At 64.4% G+C, this 18547-nt stretch carries 20 protein-coding genes; 10 read left to right on the top strand and 10 right to left on the bottom strand.

All coding sequences use genetic code 11. The annotated features are described in order from the left end of the window. Positions 1–15: 15 nt before the first annotated feature. The gene (locus U1R88_RS09415; protein WP_322431368.1) at positions 16–1014 is read left to right on the top strand and encodes an aldo/keto reductase; all 999 of its coding nucleotides are present in this window, start codon (positions 16–18) and stop codon (positions 1012–1014) included. A 54-nt stretch (positions 1015–1068) separates the two neighbouring features. On the opposite strand, the gene U1R88_RS09410 is transcribed toward U1R88_RS09415, so the two are convergent. Then, positions 1069–1419: a hypothetical protein gene (locus U1R88_RS09410; protein ID WP_322430996.1), complete on the bottom strand. Its 351-nt coding sequence runs from the start codon at positions 1417–1419 to the stop codon at positions 1069–1071. Between the two features lie 168 nt (positions 1420–1587). Continuing rightward, positions 1588–2481 carry a branched-chain amino acid aminotransferase gene (locus tag U1R88_RS09405; protein WP_322430995.1) on the bottom strand — a complete coding sequence of 298 codons (894 nt, stop codon included), beginning with the start codon at positions 2479–2481 and terminating at the stop codon, positions 1588–1590. A gap of 575 nt (positions 2482–3056) precedes the next feature. On the opposite strand from U1R88_RS09405, the gene U1R88_RS09400 reads away from it, so the two are divergent. From U1R88_RS09400 to U1R88_RS09390, 3 genes are all read left to right on the top strand, one after another. Next, positions 3057–3608: a MarR family winged helix-turn-helix transcriptional regulator gene (locus U1R88_RS09400; RefSeq protein WP_322430994.1), complete on the top strand. Its 552-nt coding sequence runs from the start codon at positions 3057–3059 to the stop codon at positions 3606–3608. Next, positions 3605–4318: a response regulator gene (locus U1R88_RS09395; protein ID WP_068288500.1), complete on the top strand. Its 714-nt coding sequence runs from the start codon at positions 3605–3607 to the stop codon at positions 4316–4318. The genes U1R88_RS09400 and U1R88_RS09395 overlap by 4 nt, the downstream gene beginning before the upstream one ends. Positions 4319–4413: 95 nt before the next feature. Continuing rightward, on the top strand, positions 4414–5766 hold the full coding sequence (locus U1R88_RS09390; protein WP_322430993.1) for an ATP-binding protein: 1353 nt from the start codon (positions 4414–4416) through the stop codon (positions 5764–5766). A gap of 39 nt (positions 5767–5805) precedes the next feature. Here the strand turns inward: U1R88_RS09390 and U1R88_RS09385 are convergent, their stop codons facing one another. Continuing rightward, a complete protein-coding gene (locus tag U1R88_RS09385; protein WP_322430992.1) occupies positions 5806–6414 on the bottom strand; it encodes a TetR/AcrR family transcriptional regulator in 609 nt (202 codons plus the stop codon). A gap of 17 nt (positions 6415–6431) precedes the next feature. Beyond that, positions 6432–7211 carry an alpha/beta fold hydrolase gene (locus tag U1R88_RS09380; protein ID WP_322430991.1) on the bottom strand — a complete coding sequence of 260 codons (780 nt, stop codon included), beginning with the start codon at positions 7209–7211 and terminating at the stop codon, positions 6432–6434. Positions 7212–7298: 87 nt separating this feature from the next. On the opposite strand from U1R88_RS09380, the gene U1R88_RS09375 reads away from it, so the two are divergent. Then, the gene (locus U1R88_RS09375) at positions 7299–8489 is read left to right on the top strand and encodes an acetyl-CoA C-acyltransferase (RefSeq protein ID WP_322430990.1); all 1191 of its coding nucleotides are present in this window, start codon (positions 7299–7301) and stop codon (positions 8487–8489) included. 334 nt (positions 8490–8823) lie between these two features. Here the strand turns inward: U1R88_RS09375 and U1R88_RS09370 are convergent, their stop codons facing one another. The 5 genes from U1R88_RS09370 to U1R88_RS09350 all read right to left on the bottom strand — a co-directional run bounded on the left by U1R88_RS09370 (position 8824) and on the right by U1R88_RS09350 (position 11944). Next, positions 8824–9186, bottom strand: coding sequence for a tRNA-binding protein (locus U1R88_RS09370; RefSeq protein ID WP_322430989.1), 363 nt, complete (start codon positions 9184–9186; stop codon positions 8824–8826). Further along, a complete protein-coding gene (locus U1R88_RS09365) occupies positions 9183–9923 on the bottom strand; it encodes a TetR/AcrR family transcriptional regulator (RefSeq protein WP_322430988.1) in 741 nt (246 codons plus the stop codon). The genes U1R88_RS09370 and U1R88_RS09365 overlap by 4 nt, the downstream gene beginning before the upstream one ends. 99 nt (positions 9924–10022) lie before the next feature. Next, positions 10023–10850 carry a pyrroline-5-carboxylate reductase gene (proC, locus tag U1R88_RS09360; RefSeq protein WP_322430987.1) on the bottom strand — a complete coding sequence of 276 codons (828 nt, stop codon included), beginning with the start codon at positions 10848–10850 and terminating at the stop codon, positions 10023–10025. Positions 10851–11009: 159 nt separating this feature from the next. Continuing rightward, entirely contained in the window at positions 11010–11510 is a 501-nt protein-coding gene (locus tag U1R88_RS09355) for a type III secretion system chaperone family protein (protein WP_068288472.1), read from the bottom strand. Positions 11511–11689: 179 nt separating this feature from the next. Beyond that, positions 11690–11944 carry an accessory factor UbiK family protein gene (locus tag U1R88_RS09350; RefSeq protein ID WP_068288466.1) on the bottom strand — a complete coding sequence of 85 codons (255 nt, stop codon included), beginning with the start codon at positions 11942–11944 and terminating at the stop codon, positions 11690–11692. Positions 11945–12370: 426 nt separating this feature from the next. Between U1R88_RS09350 and lgt the strand changes: the two genes are divergently transcribed. Next, the gene (gene lgt / locus U1R88_RS09345) at positions 12371–13231 is read left to right on the top strand and encodes a prolipoprotein diacylglyceryl transferase (RefSeq protein ID WP_322430986.1); all 861 of its coding nucleotides are present in this window, start codon (positions 12371–12373) and stop codon (positions 13229–13231) included. Continuing rightward, the gene (locus tag U1R88_RS09340) at positions 13228–14316 is read left to right on the top strand and encodes a class I SAM-dependent methyltransferase (RefSeq protein ID WP_322430985.1); all 1089 of its coding nucleotides are present in this window, start codon (positions 13228–13230) and stop codon (positions 14314–14316) included. Before lgt ends, U1R88_RS09340 begins: the two co-directional genes overlap by 4 nt. Before the next feature lie 137 nt (positions 14317–14453). On the opposite strand, the gene U1R88_RS09335 is transcribed toward U1R88_RS09340, so the two are convergent. Further along, the gene (locus tag U1R88_RS09335) at positions 14454–15029 is read right to left on the bottom strand and encodes a DUF992 domain-containing protein (protein WP_322430984.1); all 576 of its coding nucleotides are present in this window, start codon (positions 15027–15029) and stop codon (positions 14454–14456) included. 179 nt (positions 15030–15208) lie between these two features. On the opposite strand from U1R88_RS09335, the gene pgeF reads away from it, so the two are divergent. From pgeF to U1R88_RS09320, 3 genes are all read left to right on the top strand, one after another. Further along, positions 15209–15997, top strand: coding sequence for a peptidoglycan editing factor PgeF (pgeF, locus tag U1R88_RS09330; RefSeq protein ID WP_322430983.1), 789 nt, complete (start codon positions 15209–15211; stop codon positions 15995–15997). 127 nt (positions 15998–16124) lie between these two features. Beyond that, the gene (locus tag U1R88_RS09325) at positions 16125–17273 is read left to right on the top strand and encodes a M24 family metallopeptidase (RefSeq protein ID WP_322430982.1); all 1149 of its coding nucleotides are present in this window, start codon (positions 16125–16127) and stop codon (positions 17271–17273) included. A 150-nt stretch (positions 17274–17423) separates the two neighbouring features. Beyond that, positions 17424–18392: a ribose-phosphate pyrophosphokinase gene (locus U1R88_RS09320; protein ID WP_322430981.1), complete on the top strand. Its 969-nt coding sequence runs from the start codon at positions 17424–17426 to the stop codon at positions 18390–18392. Positions 18393–18547: the final 155 nt, after the last annotated feature.

Raw genomic sequence — 18547 nt, 5'->3', positions numbered from 1 at the left:
ACGGAGAACCACACCATGAAGACACGCCAACTCGGCACCGCGCTCACCGTTTCCGCCATCGGCCTCGGCTGCATGGGCATGAGCTTTGCCTATGGCGGCCAGGCCGAGGCGGATGCCATCCGCACGCTGCATCGCGCCGTCGATCTCGGCATCACCCTCTTCGACACGGCCGAAGTCTATGGGCCCTTCACCAATGAAGAGCTCGTCGGCAAGGCGTTGAAGGAGCTCAGGAGCAAGGTGGTCATCGCCACCAAGTTCGGTTTCCGCATCGCGCCGGAAGGCCAGGACAGGGATCGCATCATCGGCGTCGACAGCCGTCCCGAACATGTGCGTGCCGTCGCCGAAGCCTCGCTTCGCCGTCTCGGCGTCGAGGCCATCGACCTGTTCTACCAGCATCGTGTCGATCCCGCCGTGCCCATCGAGGACACGGTCGGGGCTATGGCGGAGCTGGTGAGAGAGGGCAAGATCAAGGCCCTCGGCCTGTCGGAAGCCGGCGCGACGACCATCCGACGTGCCCATGCCGTCCATCCGATTGCCGCGGTCCAGACGGAATATTCATTGTGGAGCCGCGATGTCGAGGCGGACGTGCTGCCGGTCTGCCGGGAACTCGGCATCGGCTTCGTGCCCTACAGTCCGCTGGGCCGCGGCCTGCTCACCGGCACGATCCAGGATCACAGCACGCTCGCCGACGACGACTGGCGTAAATCCCTGCCCCGCTTCCAGGAAGACAACATGGCGGCGAACCAGCGCCTGCTGACGAAGTTTGCCCGCATCGCCGAGGACAAGGGCGTAACGCCGGCCCAGCTCGCGCTGGCCTGGGTACTGCATCGGGGCGACCACATCGTGCCTATTCCCGGGGCCCGGCGATTGTCCCATCTGGAAGACAATGCGGCGGCGGCCACAATCGCCCTCAGCGCGGCCGATCTTGCTGCCATCGACGAAGCGATGCCGCCGGCCAGCGTCAGCGGCGAGCGCTACATGCCGGAAGCCATGGCGCTGGTCGATGCTACGTGAACGGGCGGGAAGCGAAGGGCACATCGGCCTGTCAGGCCGGGCTGAACCGGTGCTTCAGCATCGGCCCAGGATCCGGGATACGCGCAGGCTCGCCCCTTCCACGCTGCCGCGAACGATCATGCATGTGCGCCGCTGCCAGGCGCGCCGGATCACGGCCGCGTCGGCAGGCCGGGCCTGAAGCCTGGGCAACGGCCCGCGATAGAGCGGATGCGGCGTGTCCGAGGCGTCGACCGGCCTGATCGCCATCTCGCCCCAGGGGCATGGGGCACGAATGCACATGATCTGAAGCGGAGCCAGGCGCAGCGCCTGCGATCGGGCCTGTGCGTCGGCGCCATCCGGCACACAGGCGCCGGCGAACAGCAGGGCCGCGACCATGCCCAAGGCCCGGTATCCAGAAGCCTCCATCACTCGCCTCCCTATGGAAATTGCCTCTCCATCCATTCCAGCATGACGTCGAGGCCTGGGCTGTTGCCATGGCGACAGCTCAGGCCCTTTTCGAGCCTGTGGCGCCAAAATGCAAAAAGGCAGGCCACCGGGCCTGCCCTTTCCATATCTCCCGACGCCCCCGAAGGATCAGGCCGCAGCCGACTGGCTTTCCGGGCGCACCGCCCGATTGAAGTCCTCGATCAGCGTGCGAGTGATGGTACCCGGCGTATAGCGATGCTCGAGGATTTCGGCGACAGGCGTGATCTCCGCAGCCGTACCCGTCAGGAAGCACTCGCTGAAGCTGCCGAGTTCTTCCGGCATGATGCGCCGTTCGATCACGTCCAGACCACGGGCCTTGGCGAGATCGATCGCCGTGCGGCGGGTGATACCGTCGAGGAAGCAGTCGGCAATCGGCGTGTGGATCTTGCCGTCCTGGATGAAGAAGACATTGGCGCCGGTGCATTCGGCCACGCGGCCCTGCCAGTCATACATCAGCGCATCGGCATAACCGCGACGCTCGGCGCGATGCTTGGAGATGGTGCAGATCATGTAGAGGCCCGCGGCCTTCGACAGGGAGGGTGCCGTCTTCGGATCGGGCCGGCGATATTCGGCCACGTCGAGGCGGATGCCCTTCATCTTGGTGGCCATGTCGAACATGCTCGGCCATTCCCATACCGCGATCGCGGTGTGGATGGTGGCATGCTGGGCGGCCACCGCCATCATTTCCGAGCCGCGCCAGGCGACCGGCCTGACATAGGCATCCTTCAGGCCGTTCTTGTCGAGCACGGCCTGCTTGGCGGCATCGAGCTCCTCGACCGAATAGGGAATGGCGAAATCGAGAATCTCGGCAGAACGCTTGAAGCGTGCGGAATGCTCGGAGGACTTGAAGATCTTGCCGCCATACGAGCGCTCGCCCTCGAAGACGGCACCGCCATAATGCAGCCCATGCGACAGAACATGAAGCTTGGCATCGCCCCAGGCCAGCATCTGGCCGTCCAGCCAGATAAAGCCATCGCGTTGATCGAAGGGCAACATCGACATGACACATCCTCCAGCGCTTCGCGCTTCCTCGAGCAAAGCGCGTCTTGGCGAAAACGCTTGTTTGCTCTCACTCTTCCGTTCGACGCGTCATTGCGGTTCCTGGCGATTCCGCCAAGTCGCAAAGCGCTTTGGAGCAACGCGCGTTCATACCTGAGCGCTCTTGCTCCAACTCCTGTTTCGAGGCCCTGCGCCCGCCAGTGGCTCCGGCAGATCGCAAAACACTCCGGTAACCGCAATGTTATAGCCATTGGCGGGCAGTTGCGGAAACTGTTCCGTTCGCCGCGAGCGTCTTTTTCCGCTCGGGACGTGGCTGGATAATGGCAACCGTCGCTTTTGCGTCGGGGGGCAAATCCCCTTATGTTTCGTGCCGGAAACGGCACCACGCTTCGCGCGTTGAGATATCCACCCGTTCCAGAGCAAAGCGCGTTTAGACGGAAACGCTATTTTGCTCTAACTCTTTGGTTCGATGCGTCTTTGCGATTCTTGGCAATTCTGCCAAATCGCAAAACGCTCCGGCGGAACATCCTTTCGCGCTGAGCCCGGTTTGCGTAACGATCTGACGAAAATATGTCAATATGACTGACGTAAATTTCTCGTTCTCCCCTGCCCCCACGCCACGCTCGGAAAACGAGCAGGGCGAGCCCCCGCTTTATGAGCTGATCGAACTCTTCTTCTTCGCCTATCGCGACTTCGTTGCCGACCCCGACCATGCCCTCGAAGCCTATGGTTTCGGGCGGGCCCATCATCGCGTGCTGCACTTCGTCGACCGCAATCCCGATCTTACTGTCGCCGAATTGCTGGATATTCTGAAAATCACCAAGCAGTCGCTGGCCCGGGTATTGAAGGACCTGGTCGACCAGGGCTTCATCCTGCAGCGCGAAGGCCGGGAAGATCGTCGGCAGCGTTTGCTGACCACCACGGTGAAAGGCAAGCAACTGGCCGTCGAACTGGCAACGACGCAATCCCAGCGCATCGCGCGAGCACTCGCCGAAGCCGGCCTGACCAGTCCCGAGCTGGCACAACGCTTCCTGTTCGCCATGGTCGATCCGGACGGGCGGGCAGAAGTCGCCCGGCTTATCCGCAACAACATCACCAAAAGCGACAAGACCCGGGGTGAAAAACGATGAACAAGGTTGCCGTCCTTCCCGACGACGCCCCCCATATCCTGCTGGTCGACGACGACAACCGCATCCGCACCCTGCTCTCGCGCTATCTCGGCGAGCACGGCTATCGTGTGACCACGGCCGAACATGCGGCCAGCGCCCGCCAGCGCATCGAGGCGATCACCTTCGATCTGATGATCGTCGATGTGATGATGCCGGGCGAGAACGGTTTCGACCTGACCCGCTGGATCCGGACCGGCTCGAGCGTGCCGATCCTGATGCTCACCGCGCGCGGCGATCCGGACGATCGCATCAAGGGCCTGGAGATCGGCGCCGACGACTATTTGCCCAAGCCGTTCGAGCCGCGCGAATTGCTGCTGCGCCTCAACAACATCCTGAAGCGGGCAGTTGCTCCGACACCGGCAGAACCGGTGCGCGACATCGTCACCTTTGGCGACTTCGCCTTCCACGTCTCGCGCGGAGAACTCCAGCAAGGCGGCGAGACGGTTCGCATCACCGAACGCGAGCGCGACATGCTGCGCCTGCTGGTCGAAATCCCGCGCGAGACGGTCGACCGGCTGGCGCTTGCCGGCTCGGCCGCCGACATCGCCAATGAGCGCACTGTCGACGTGCAGGTGAACCGCCTGCGCCGCAAGATCGAGAAGGATCCGGGCAATCCGGTCTATCTGCAGACGGTGCGCGGCACGGGATATCGCCTGATGGTCGACATGTGATGGAGTCCCGTCCGCCGGCCCTTCAATCTGCCGGGGCGCTGCTCCGCAAAGGCCTGTCGCGGGCGTCGGAGGTCGTCCGCATTGCGTTGCCCAGGATGCGCGAACTCGCGGCCGGCCCCGGCCGCGTGCTGTCGGCGCTGGGCGACCGCATGCCCAAGGGCCTTTATGCCCGCTCGCTGCTGATCATCATCACGCCGATGGTGCTGCTGCAGGCCATCGTCACCTACATGTTCATGGAGAAATACTGGCAGGGCGTGACGGCGCGGCTGTCGGCCGCCACCACCAAGGACATCGCGGCGATCGTCGAGCTCTACCAGCAAATGCCCCATGACAAGGGCACGACGGACCTGCTCCAACTGGTGGCCCAGAAGCAGCTCGCGCTCGGCATCGAGTTCCGCCCCCTCGAGGACCTGCCGCCGCGAGGTGCCCGGCCCTTCTTCGATATTCTCGACCAGGCGCTTTCGGACGAGATCCGCATGCGCATCGGCCTGCCTTTCTGGATCGATACGGTCGGCCGCTCGGATTTTGTCGAGATCCGTGTCAAGCTCGACGATGCTGTGCTGCGCGTCTTCGCTCGCCGCAGCCAGACCTTCGCCTCCAACTCCTATATCTACCTGCTCTGGATGCTTGGCTCCTCGCTGATCCTGATCACGGTGGCGATCCTGTTCCTGCGCAACCAGATCCGGCCGATCCAGCAGCTCGCCAATGCGGCGCAGGATTTCGGCAAGGGGCGCGACGTCCAGAACTTCCGCCCGCGCGGCGCTCGAGAGGTACGCCAGGCCGCCAGCGCCTTCATCGAGATGCGCCGGCGCGTCGAGCGCGCCTTCGAACAGCGCACTGCCATGCTCAACGGCGTCTCGCACGACATGCGCACCATCCTGACGCGCTTCAAGCTGTCCCTGGCGCTGCTCGACGAAAGCAGTCCCGAATATGAGGACCTGCAGAAGGACGTCGACGAGATGAGCCGCATGCTGGAGGCCTATCTCGCCTTCGCGCGCGGCGATGCAGCGGAGCAGGCCGAAGCCACCGACATCGCCGCCCTGCTGGAGGAGTTGCGCGCCAATGCCATACGCCAAGGCCAGGATGCCCGCGTCAGTTTCCAGGGCGATCCCATCGTGGTGGTGCGACCGGACGCCTTCCGGCGCTGCCTGACGAACCTGGTATCGAACGCCCAGCGTTTCGCCAGGACCATCGTCATCACCGGCGTGCGCGAGCAACGCTATCTCGTCGTCACCGTCGACGATGACGGGCCCGGTGTGCCCGAGGAAAGCCGGGAGGACGTGTTCAAGCCTTTCTTTCGGCTGGACGAGGCTCGCAACCAGGACCATGGCGGCACCGGCCTCGGCCTTGCCATCGCACGCGACATCGCCCGCTTCCATGGCGGCGACATCACCCTTGCCACCAGCCCGCTGGGTGGACTGCGGGCGAATGTACGCATCCCGGTCTGATGCCGATCAAAGATCGGCAGATGCCTGGCGCTCGCCGATCTACTTGTCTGTGCTGACTTTCCCGCCACCGGAAGTGCCACGCGCCAGCTTGAGCGCCGCCTCGATGCCGTTCTCCAAGATCGCGTCGGATTGGGTAGGGTCTGGGACGACACGCGCGAGCTGCAGCGTTCCCGCCAGCAGGGCCATGATGGCGATGGCGGTGCTGCGGCGCGCTTCGGCATCGCCTTCGGGCAGGTTATCCGCAATCACGCCGATGCTGCCGAAGAGTTCTTCGGTAAAGGCGGTCCGTGTCATCTCGGATTGGCGCGCAATCTCGCCGGAGAGCGCGGCGATAGCGCAGCCCTTTTCCGGCGTATCCCGGTGGATGGGGCGCAGATAATAGCGGATCAGCCCTTCGATCGGGTCGTCGGCGCGCTCGGCGGAGCGGCGCAGCTTGCCGCGTCGCTGCGTCAGCGTATGAGCGACGGCTTCGCGAACCAGGGCGTCCTTCGAGGCGAAATGGCTGTAGAAACCGCCATGGGTCAGGCCCGCTTCGGCCATCAACGGCGCGATGCCGGTGCCGTCTATGCCATCCCGCAACAGGCGCAATGCGGCAGTTTCGAGAATGTGCCGGTGCGTCGCATCCTTGTGGCCCTTGTCATAGCGCATGGCCGCCTCGTCTCCCGTCAGGAACGCACCGCCAGAAAATCCACGGCCTGACCGATCACGCCGGCATCGCTAAGGATACGGCCATGACCAAGTCCATCCAGCTCGATCAATCGCGATCCGCGCCAATATCTGGCGATTTCGCGCGCTTCGCCAATGGCGACGACGCGATCATCCCTGGAATGAAGGAGAAGAGCCGGTTGCGTCAACCGTTCCGCGAAACTGGGCAGGTCCATGATCGGCAATTCGGTACCCAGGCGGATGAGTTCATCGGCCATATGGGCGAGATCCCGGGCGTCGACCACCCCCGATGCCATCGCCGCCGCCCGCATCTGGCGGCCATAATTGGCAGGCGAGGCGATGAGGACGACACGCCCCGCATCCAGCCCTCCGGCCAGTGCGACGGTCAGAACCGGCCCGCCGACGGAATGGCCGATCACACCATGCAGGTGCCCGCAGGCCTCGCCGACGGCGGTTACCGCCCTGGCCATCTGCGGGATGGTCGCCGAGACGCCCTCGGAAGCGCCATGGGCTGGCAAATCGACGGCGATCACGCCAAGGCCACGTGCGAGCAGCGGCTCTATGAAAGCAAGCATGTCGACATGGGTTGCTTCCCAGCCATGTACCAGGAGCACCGGCTCGCCATGGCCCCAGCGCCAGCCGGCGATCGAGCCGCCATCATGCGCGACGAAGAAGGGGGTCGCGCCTTCGGGAACCGGCACGGCGCGCGGGGAAAGCCGCCGGGGCGTGATCATCCGCAACGCCAGTTTGCGTGGGTCGACGCATTCCGAAAGATCCATGGCCATTCTCCCCTTTAAATTATGACCATAATATAATATGTCATCCATCATGCAATAGTGTCCCGCAATGTCAGTGAGGATCGAGCCATGTCCAGCAGCGACCCCGTCGTCATCGTTTCCGCCGTACGTACCCCATTGGGACGTTTCCAGGGTGACCTCTCGAGCCTGCTCTCTCCTGCGCTCGGCGCCCATGTAGTGAAAGAGGCCCTGACGCGCGCGAACCTTGCCGGCGATCGCGTGGACGAGGTCCTGCTAGGCTGCGTGCTCCCGGCCGGCCTTGGCCAGGCCCCGGCCCGTCAGGCCGCCCGTCATGCGGGACTGCCCGACGCCACGGGAGCGACGACCGTCAACAAGGTCTGCGGTTCCGGCATGAAGGCGACCATGTTCGGCCACGATCTCCTTCGCGCCGGCTCTGCCGACATCGTGGTGACGGGTGGCATGGAATCGATGTCGAACGCGCCCTATCTGCTGGCCAAGGCACGCAGCGGCTACCGCATGGGCCATGACCGCCTTCTCGACCACATGATGCTCGACGGCCTGGAGGATGCCTATGAAGGCGGCCGCCCGATGGGCGATTTCGGCGAGGCGACGGCTGAGGCCTATCAGTTCAGCCGCGATGACCAGGACGCCTATGCCGTGGAAACCCTGACCCGCGCCCGCAAGGCAGTCGAGACCGGTGCTTTCGCCGCCGAGATCGTGCCGGTGGAGGTGCCGGGCAAGGGCGGTCCCCGGCTGGTTGCCGACGACGAGAACCCGCTCAAGGTCTCGCCCGACAAGATACCACAGCTCAGGCCGGCCTTCCGCAAGGACGGCACCATCACCGCCGCCAGTTCCTCGGCCAATGCCGACGGCGCGGCCGCGCTCGTCCTGACCCGCCGCTCCATTGCCGAGCGCGACGGGCTACCCGTGCTTGCCGAGATCAAGGGACACGCCACCCACAGCCAGGACCCAGCCTGGTTCACCACGGCGCCGATCCCGGCCATGCGAAAGCTGCTCGAACGCACGAGCTGGCGCGTGGGAGATGTCGACCTGTTCGAAATCAACGAGGCCTTCGCCGCAGTCGCGATGGCAGCGCGCCACGACCTCGACATCCCGGCCGACCGCCTCAACATCCATGGCGGCGCCTGCGCTCTCGGCCATCCCATCGGCGCGACCGGCGCGCGCATCATCGTCACCTTGCTGCATGCCCTGGCACGCAACGACCTCAAGCGCGGCATTGCCTCGCTCTGCATCGGCGGCGGCGAAGCGACGGCGATCGCGGTCGAGAGGATCGCGTAGGGACAGGCATGGTGGAACCCCATCCTTACGCGGAGAGGTCGCCGCCGCCTCTGCTCTCAGAACCACCCTTTTCAAGGTGTTGATGTGTGAAATCCGGGTCGAGCGGTGCCCCCTCATCCGCCTGACAGCACCTTCTCCCGCAAGGGGAGAAGGGAATCACTTTCGGGAGGCTCAGTGCTGGTCGATCGCCTTCTCCCCTTGCGGGAGAAGGTGCCATAGCGTGGTCCTTTCAGGATCACGCGTTCAAGTAAAGAACCTTGGGGGCGGATGAGGGGTCGCGTTGCCCCATCCCAGTCTTTTTCGGGTTCGTTCCAAACATCTTGAAAGGGGCGCCTCAGAACAATCGCGAGCCGTTCGGAGCTTGACGTTCCGGCGTCGCCAGCACGACGGCGCCATCGGCGCCGGGGAAGCCCAGCGTCAGCACTTGCGACATGAACTTGCCGATCTGGCGCGGCGGAAAATTGACCACCGCCATCACCTGGCGGCCGACCAGCTCATCGGCCCTGTAGAGCGCGGTGAGCTGGGCGGAGGAGGCCTTGACGCCGATCTCGTCACCGAAGTCGATCCGCATGCGATAGGCCGGTTTGCGCGCCCCTTCCAGGGGTACCGCCTCCAGCACCGTGCCGATGCGAATATCGACCCTGAGGAAATCATCGAAGCCGATCTCCGCCGCCGGCTGCCCGTTACTGGTACTCACACTGCCTCCGCATCGTCGCGATCATCCCTGCCCCGCCGGCGCGACTCGGCGAAATCGTGAAAACGCTCGCGCAGCCTCTCGCGCATGCGAGCACGGCGCTCATGAGAGCGTTCGGCGATGCGGCGGAACGGTGCGAAGATCTGGCAAAGATCGTCGGCTCGCTCCATCCAGCGCTCGCCCGAACGAAGCTGCCGGTCGACTTCCTTCATCGTCGTGGCCAGGCCTTCGTCCTCGTCCTTCAGCCAGACCTTGACGATGCGAGCCCAGGCCAGCGCCAGTCCCTGCGCACGCACGGCCCCCATCGGGCCATCGGCGTCGATATCGGCCGCCGTCAGCATCCATTGCATCGAATTGGTGACAACGCGGTTCCAGGCCGCCATGGCAAGCGGATCGAGCGCGAAGGCCCTGGAAATATTGGCGATGGCAGCCTTGTGCGGCGAGAGAACATCGATGCGGCGCATCAGAATGTCGAACAGCCTTTCGCGCGCCGGCTCGCCAGCCATGCCCTTGTCGATGCCATCGAGCACCTTCTGGTCGACCTGACGGGAATAGGCGGCCAGGATGGCTCCCTTGGAGGGGTAGAGGCCGCGCAATTGCGACAGGGACAGTCCCGCTTTATCCGCAATGTCGGCTAGGCCGATCTCGCCCCAGGGATTGTCGGCGCAAAGCGCCAGCAAGGCCTCTATCGCGGCCTGACGCGGATCGACGGCATTATCGGCTTTCGGCTTGGCAACCATGGCTCGAACCTCGTTTTTCGGTGTGCCCCGTCCGATAAAGATAGGCCGATTGCAGTCCGGATCAATGCGGCGCATTGGCAGGCAAGGCCACGCCGGTCCTCAGGAAGCGAGTTCGCCCGCGCGGCGGCGCGCCGCCTCGACCGCCCGCTTCATCAACGGCGTCAAGCCATTTTCGGCCATCAGCACGTCCAGCGCCGCAGCAGTGGTACCGCCCGGACTGGTGACGTTCTGGCGCAGCGTGGCCGCCGGCAGGTCGGATTGGTGCAGCAACTCGCCCGCTCCCGCCACGGTGGCGCGCGCCAGCCGCATGGCGAGATCGGCGGGAAGTCCCGCCGCGGCTCCGGCCTCGGCCATGGCTTCGACGAGATGGAAGACATAGGCCGGCCCCGAGCCGGAAACCGCCGTCACCGCATCGATGAGGCTTTCATCGGCGACCCACTCCACGGCGCCGGTCGCCCGCAACAGGGCGTCGGCCGCCCGTTCCTGATCGGCGGTCACGAAGGCATTCGGCACGGCGGCCGTGATACCGCGGCCGACGGCAGCCGGCGTGTTCGGCATGGCGCGCACGATGGCGGTGTCGGCCGGCAGCAATGCCGCGATACTGGCAATAGTCTTGCCCGCCATGATGGAGACGGCCAGCGTATCCGATCCGAACAGGGGCGCGACGGAGGCCATGGCGACATCCATCATTTGCGGCTTGATTGCCAGCAGAACCACCGCCGGCATGCCGAAGGAGGCCAGCATCGGGTTGACCGCGACACCTTTCACGGCGAGGTCGCTGGCGATCTCCGGCGGCAAATGTGGATCGATCACGCCCACTTCGGCGGGATCGAGGCCGAGCTTCAACCAGCCTTCCAACATGGCCCCGCCCATCTTGCCGGCGCCCAGCAGCAACAGCTTGCCGCCAATGTCCAATGTTTCAGCCATGTGAAGAACTCCTGCGAAAGGGGAATGTCGACCGACCGGCTGGAGTGTCAGCCTCCGGCTGACATCTTGAAAACCCGGCGCTTGCCGGCGGGCAGAATGTCCGCCGGAGGCTGACACTCCGTGTTTCCTTCGCTCCGTCAGACAAGCGCAATTGTCGTGTCAGGCTTCGCCCACGGTTTCGAACAGCACAGCCTCGAGCGCTTCCTTGGGCGTCTTGCCGGCCCAGATCACGAACTGGAAGGCCTGGAAGTAGCGCTCGCAGGTCTCCACCGCGATCTCGATCAGGGCCTCGCATTGGCGCGGCGTGGCTTCGGCGCCGCCGGCCAGGAACAGGGCATGGCGATACATGATGACCTGGTCGGCATTCCAGACGTCGAAATGACCGATCCAGAGCTGTTCGTTGACGAGCGCGATCGTCTGCAGGAGATCGGCGTGGCGGCGCTTGGGAATCTTGGCGTCGAAGGAGCAGGCCAGGTGCAGCGACTCGATATCGTCCATCCAGGTGAAGGATACCGCGTAGTCGCAGCCATGCCCCTTCACCACGATGGAGATCTCGTCTTCGCCGAGCCTGTCGAAGGCCCAGTCATGAAGGCTCGCCAGGTGTTCGACGAGATCAACCGGATGACCGGCCCGCTCGCTCTGGAGCTCGATTACCGACATTGCAACTCCCGGCGCCTCCGAGGAGGCGCATTGGCGCTGCGAATACCGATCGATACGCAGCCTGTGAGGGGAGAGTTCAGGCATTCGGGCTGAATCGGCAAGGATTCGTTCCCGCCGTCCACAAGGAGGCCTCTCATTCCTCGCCGGTCTTATTGTCGCATGACCGGGCCGGTTTGCACTCAACGCGCGGCAAGCTTGGCTTCGAGTTCGGCAATACGAGCCGCCAGGCGTTCGTTTTCGTCGCGGGCCTTGATCGCCATCTCGCGCACGGCGTCGAATTCGTCGCGGCGGACATAATCGAGATCGCGCATGATGCGCTCGGCCTGGCTGCGCACGACGCTGTCGACTTCCCGACGCACGCCCTGGGCGACGCCGGCGGCGTCGGTCATCAATTTGGCGAACTCGTCATAGATACGGCCGGATTGCTGTGGCATCACGAAACTCCTTTGCGGCGTCGATAGCACGGGCCAGACCTCGATAAAAGCTTGGCCCCGCTAGGGCGTGTCGTCAGTTATGGTTTCGGGCTAGACGGGAGCGATTTTGGCCGAGTGGAAGGAGGATGAGGACGCAAGTCTTTCGACTTGCTACGATATCCGACGCGCCAATCGGCCAAAAGTGCCCCGCCGGGGAAGGGTTTCCAATCCCGCGGATTGGAAACCCGTCTGTAGTCAATAGCTTGGGCGGTGAGGTGAAAAATGGCCATCTGCGGCGTCGCTTCGCTTGCCAAGACAAAAGTCCTGGCAGCGCTCGCTCCTCCCATCTCGCCATTTTTGACCTCATCTCGCTCCAAACCATAACTGACGACACGTCCTAGAAGCTTCTGCCTTGACGCTGTCGTCTCTAGTCACCAAAAGGCCCCCATGCCTGAGCAATATTTCATCGTCCCCGCCTTCGATCCGGTGCTGATCCATCTCGGCCCGCTCGCCATTCGCTGGTATGCACTGGCCTATATTTTCGGCCTGCTCGGCGGCTGGTGGTATGGGCGCCGCCTGATCGACAACACCAGGCTCTGGCTGGTGCAGCCTGGCACCAAGCTGCAATTCGACGACCTCCTGATCTGGGTCACGCTCGGCGTGGTGATCGGCGGGCGGCTCGGCATGCTGCTTTACGAACCCGACTATTATCTCGCCAATCCGATCGAGATCTTCAAGGTCTGGGAAGGCGGCATGGCCTTCCATGGTGGTTTCCTGGGGGCTGCGCTCGCGGTGATCCTGTTCGCCTGGCTCAACAAGATCCCGATCCTGTCCTATCTCGACATTGCCGCCTGCGTCGCACCGATCGGCCTGTTCCTCGGCCGCATCGCCAATTTCATCAATGACGAATTATGGGGGCGTCCGGCCTGGGGCTCGTCCTGGGGCATGATCTCGCCATCGAGTCCGTTCTCGGTGTTTCCGCAGGGGCCGACGCCGCGCTATCCGAGCCAGTTGATCGAGGCTACCCTGGAGGGCTTCGCGCTGTTCGTGCTGTTTGCCATCATGACGCGCTTCGGTGCCCTGAAACGGCCGGGCTTGATCGCCGGCCTGTTCGGCATCGGCTATGCCGGCGCGCGCTCCTTCAGCGAACTCTATCGCGAGCCGGACGGCTGGTGGATCCAGGACGTGCTGACCATTGGACAAGCCTATTCGCTGCCCATGGTCGTGGCTGGCCTTGGCCTGGTGGTGTACGCCCTGGCGCGCCGCCCCGAGGCGCCCAAGGCTTCCGACGCATCGAAATCGGCATGAGCGAGACCCCTCTCGCCCGCGAGATCAAGGATCTCATCCGCCAGGAGGGGCCGATCGACGTGGCGCGCTACATGACGCTCGCGCTCGGCCACCCCCGTCACGGCTATTACATCACGCGCGACCCGCTCGGCGCCGCCGGGGATTTCACCACCGCTCCGGAAATCAGCCAGATGTTCGGCGAGATCATCGGCCTGTGGGCGGCCCATCGCTGGATGATCCTGGGCTCGCCCGGCCGGATCAACCTGGTCGAGCTGGGCCCCGGACGCGGCACGTTGATGGGGGACGCCCTGCGGGCCATCGGCAAGGTCGTGCCTGATCTCACCGACGCCATCGCGCTCCATCTGGTGGAGACGAGCCCGGTCTTGCGCAAGGCCCAGGCCGCTACCTTGGCCGACAGCCTCGGGGGACGCCGCCCGACCTGGCATGACGACATCGCCGACCTGCCCGACGGGCCGTCGATCATCATCGCCAACGAGTTCTTCGATGCCCTGCCCGTGCACCAGCTGGTGCATCAGGGCGGGCGCTGGCACGAACGATTGGTCGGCCTGGTCGATGACGAACTCGCCTTCGGCCTCGCCCCGGAGCCCGTACCGGCCAATCAGGCGCCTCCCCTTTCCGATGGCGCGCTCGACGGCACGATCGTCGAATATCCGGAAGCCGGTTCAAGGGTGATGGCGACCCTCTCTGCGCGCCTTGGCCGCTTCGGCGGCGCCGCCCTGATCATCGATTACGGGCATCTCGAATTCGGCGTCGGCGACACGCTGCAGGCCATGGCCGGCCATGCCTTCGTCGATCCGCTGGGCCGCCCCGGCGAGGCCGACCTCACCACCCATGTCTGCTTCGAGACGCTGGCCCGCATCGCCGCCGACCAGCAGCTGGCGATCGACATCCTCACCACGCAGGCCCACTTCCTCAACGAACTCGGTATCCGCCCGATGGCTGCCAATCTCAGCCGACATGCTACGCCGGAACAGGCAGACGCGATCGCCAGGGCGCTCGAGCGCCTCACCGACGACGCCCCGCGCGCCATGGGTTCGCTGTTCAAGGTGCTGGCAGTCTCGGCGCCAGGGATCGAGCGAGGCTGAGCAAAGCACCGCCATTATCATGCCCGGGCTCGTCCCGGGCATCCAGGATACCGCCACGTGTCCCGGATCACCGGGACCGGCCCGATGATCACAAGAAATCGAGGTTCTCTCGGTTTTCGGTCAGCTCTTCAGGAATCTCAGACCCTGCAGCGGCAGCTCTTGCGATGCTTCTTCACCTTGTGGTGATGACGATGCACCTTGTGGCGCGGGCGGTAAGCCCGCTCGGTCTGGATGATCACCGGCGCCGCGACCGGGCGGATATGCAGGCTGCCGATGCCAGCCGACGCGTTGAGGCCGGTCTGCCCCTGCACCGAGATCGGCTGCAGCGTCACGCCGCCATTGCCGCCGCCGAGCAGGACATTGGCCCCGACACCCACCGCAGCGCTGGCCTCGGCCGACACGCCGGCATAGTTGCCGCCCAGGGGCGCGTGACGGTTGGAAGGCTCGAAGACCGCCCAGACCATGCGCCCGCCGAAGGTGAAGCCGATATCCACGCCGACCTTGGTGATGGTGCCGTCATAGAGTTCGCTGTAGCCGTTGAAGCCGGAGAACCGGCAGGATACCGGCTTGCGCGAACCGAGCACCACGCCGATGCCGCCGCCGATGTCGCAGGTGAGCGTTCCCGTCCTGACGGCGGCCTCGGCCGAACCGGCTGCCGCGGGCGCCAGCAAGGCGGCCAAAGCGAAGGCAGGCAGGATTTTCGTGATCTTCATGGGGCACCTATTCAACAGATCTTCTCCAGCCATGGCCGGATACCGGGGCACTTTGAACCAACGGCTTGAAAACGCAACGGTTCCCGCCGCGAAATCGCCGGTATCACAACCCTGACTGGTTCGGGTTCCCTTTAGGGCGCCCGTTTGACATCCCTCCACTTCCTCCCGATCCTGCCGCCATGACCGATTCGTCCGCCATCGCGCTCCAGCACGCCGCCCTCGACCTGCCCGGCATCCGCCACGGCTTCTTCACGCGCCAGGGAGGCGTGTCGAACGGCATCTATGCCTCGCTCAACGGCGGTTCGGGCTCCGATGACGATCAGGAGCGTGTCCGCGAGAACCGGGGCCGCATGGCCGACAGCCTCGGCGTGCCGCGTGATCGCTTCATCACCTGCTACCAGGTGCACTCCCCCAACGTCGTCACCGTCACCGCCCCCTGGGCCCGCGAACATGCCCCCAAGGTCGACGCCATGGTGACGCGCGAACGCAATCTCGCTTTGGCCGTCGCCACCGCCGATTGCGGCCCCGTCCTGTTCGCCGACGCCAAGGCCGGCGTGATCGGCGCGGCCCATGCCGGCTGGAAGGGCGCCTTCACCGGCGTGCTCGAAACCACGCTCGACGCCATGGTGGGCCTCGGTGCCATCAGGGGCGACATCGTCGCGGTACTCGGCCCTATGATCTCGCGCGCGGCCTATGAGGTTGGGCCGGAGTTCAAGGCCCGCTTCCTGGAGGTCGACGTGGCCAATGAGCGTTTCTTCGGTCCAAGCCCTAATGCCGGTCATGCCATGTTCGATCTGCCGGCCTATATCACCATGCGCCTCACGGCGGCCGGCGTCGGCCGTTTCGAGAACATGGCGCTGTGCACCTATCAGGATGAGGATCGCTTCTTCTCCTATCGGCGGGTGACCCATCGCAAGGAGCCCGATTATGGCCGCCTGCTGCATGCGATCGCGCTGGTGGATCACTAGAGCAAAGCGCGTTCAGGCGTGAACGCTTGTTTGCTCTAACTCTTTGGTTCGACGCGTCTTTGCGATTCTTGGTGAAACGACCAAATCGCAAAACGCTTTGGGAACAAGGTTCGAGGCAGGACCTGCCATGCTGCATTTTTCGACGGATGAATTCGCCGCTCGCCTGAAACGCCTGCAGGCGGAGATGGCCACGCAAAAGCTCGATGCCATACTGCTCTTCGCCCAGGAGAGCATGTACTGGCTGACCGGCTACGACACTTTCGGCTTCTGCTTCTTCCAATCGCTGCTGGTGCGCGCCGACGGCACGATGGCGCTGCTCACGCGCACGGCCGACCTGCGCCAGGCCCAGCACACCTCCATCCTCGCCGATATCCGCATCTGGACCGATCGCAAGGATGCCACGCCAGCCCAGCAACTGCTCGACATGGTCCGCGATCTCGGCGTGACAGGCGGGTGCATTGGTGTCGAGTTCGATTCCTACGGCCTCACCCATGCCAATGGCCGCAAGCTCGAGGCAGCTTTTGCCGGCGATTTCGAACTGGTCGACGCTTCCGATGTCGTCGCCCATCTCAGGGCCGTCAAGTCGGCCGCAGAGATCGCCTATGTGCGCGAAGCCGCACGCCTCTCCGACGCGGCCGATGCAGCCGGCATCGCCGCCGTGTTTCCCGGCGCCGATGAGGGCGACATCCTCGCCGCCCAGCACAATGCCATCTTCTCGGCCGGCGGCGACTATCCCGCCAACGAGTTCATCATCGGCTCGGGGCGCGACGCCCTGCTCTGCCGTTACAAGAGCGGCCGCCGCAAGCTCGCCGAACGCGACCAGATCACGCTGGAATTCGCCGGGGTCTATCGCCACTACCACGCGGCGTTGATGCGCACGATCACGATTGGGGACGTCTCGCCCCGTCACAGCGAACTCTATACCGCCGCCCATGAGGCCCTGCTCGCCTGCGAGGCCGAGATCCGGCCGGGACGCACGGCCGGCGATGTCTTCGCCGCCCACGCAAGGGTGATGGATTCGCACGGGCTGGAGGAGCACCGGCTCGCCGCCTGCGGCTATTCGCTCGGCGCCAAATTCACGCCGTCCTGGATGGACCGGCCGATGTTCTACGAAGGCAATGACTGGGTGCTTGAACCGGGCATGGTGATGTTCGCCCATATGATCCTGATGGATTCCGACAGCGGCACCGCCATGTGCCTGGGACGTACCAGCCTGACGACCGAGAAAGGCAGCGAAGTGCTGAACGGGGCGGACGCCGGCTTGCAGATGCGTTGACCCGGCCGGGTATCGGAACAGCGGCAAATCATCCCAATCTGCACGCATTCCAGCCATGCAAGTGTGAACTCCTTGTGACGCCCCCATTGTATGCGGGCCGGTCAATTGCTAAGAGCCGGGTGCATTTTTCTCAAAGTGGGAGCCGGCTTCATGGCGGCAGGTGACAGGGGCCACGGTTCGGGCGAGATCAAGCTCGTCTCCGGCAATTCGAATCGTGCACTGGCCGAATCGATTGCGACCTATCTGAAGACCCCCCTGACGAAGTGCTCGGTGCGGCGGTTCGCCGACATGGAGATCTTCGTCGAGATCCAGGAAAATGTCCGCGGTGCGGATGTCTTCGTCATCCAGTCGACTTCCTTCCCCACCAATGACCATCTGATGGAGCTGCTGATCATCACCGATGCCCTGCGCCGCTCCTCGGCCCGACGCATCACGGCGGTGATCCCCTATTTCGGCTATGCCCGGCAGGATCGCCGCGCTTCCGGCCGTACGCCGATCTCGGCCAAGCTGGTCGCCAACCTGATCACCCATGCCGGCGCCGACCGCGTGCTGACCCTCGATTTGCATGCCGGGCAGATCCAGGGCTTTTTCGACATTCCGACCGACAACCTCTTCGCCGCTCCGGTGATGGAGCGCGACATCAAGGCCCGCATGGAGCTCGACAAGCTCATGGTGGTCTCGCCCGACGTCGGCGGCGTGGTACGTGCCCGTGCTCTCGCCAAGCGCATCGATGCTCCCCTTGCCATCGTCGACAAGCGCCGTGAGCGCGCCGGCGAGAGCGAGGTCATGAACGTAATCGGCGACGTCAAGGGCCGCACCTGCATTCTGATCGACGACATCATCGATTCCGGCGGCACGCTGGTGAATGCCGCTGAAGCCCTGCTGGAACGCGGGGCCAAGGATGTGCTGGCCTACATCACCCATGGCGTGCTCTCAGGCGGCGCGGTGGCCCGTATCGCCTCCTCCAAGCTGCGCGAACTGGTGATCACCGACTCGATCATGCCGACCGAGGCGGTACGCGTCGCCCAGAACATCCGCGTCATCTCGATCGCGCCGCTGATCGGCGAGGCCATCGGCCGCACAGCCTCCGAAGAGAGCGTCTCCAGCCTGTTCAACTGAACCGGCCGTTCTCATCAGTTCGAATTACCGTCCCGGAACCGCCGTGCGAATGTCACCATTCGCGCGGCGGTTTGGTTTTGCCTGGCCCCGGCATGGCGCCACATTCTGCCCCGTCACACGCGGCCAGGTTGTGCAGGGCTTATCCCCATAATTCA

This window comes from Labrys sedimenti (genome assembly GCF_034424805.1).
GTDB lineage: Bacteria > Pseudomonadota > Alphaproteobacteria > Rhizobiales > Labraceae > Labrys > Labrys sedimenti.
The sequence above is the reverse complement of the archived record's forward strand: the minus strand, read 5'-3'. Positions and strand labels throughout refer to the sequence as shown.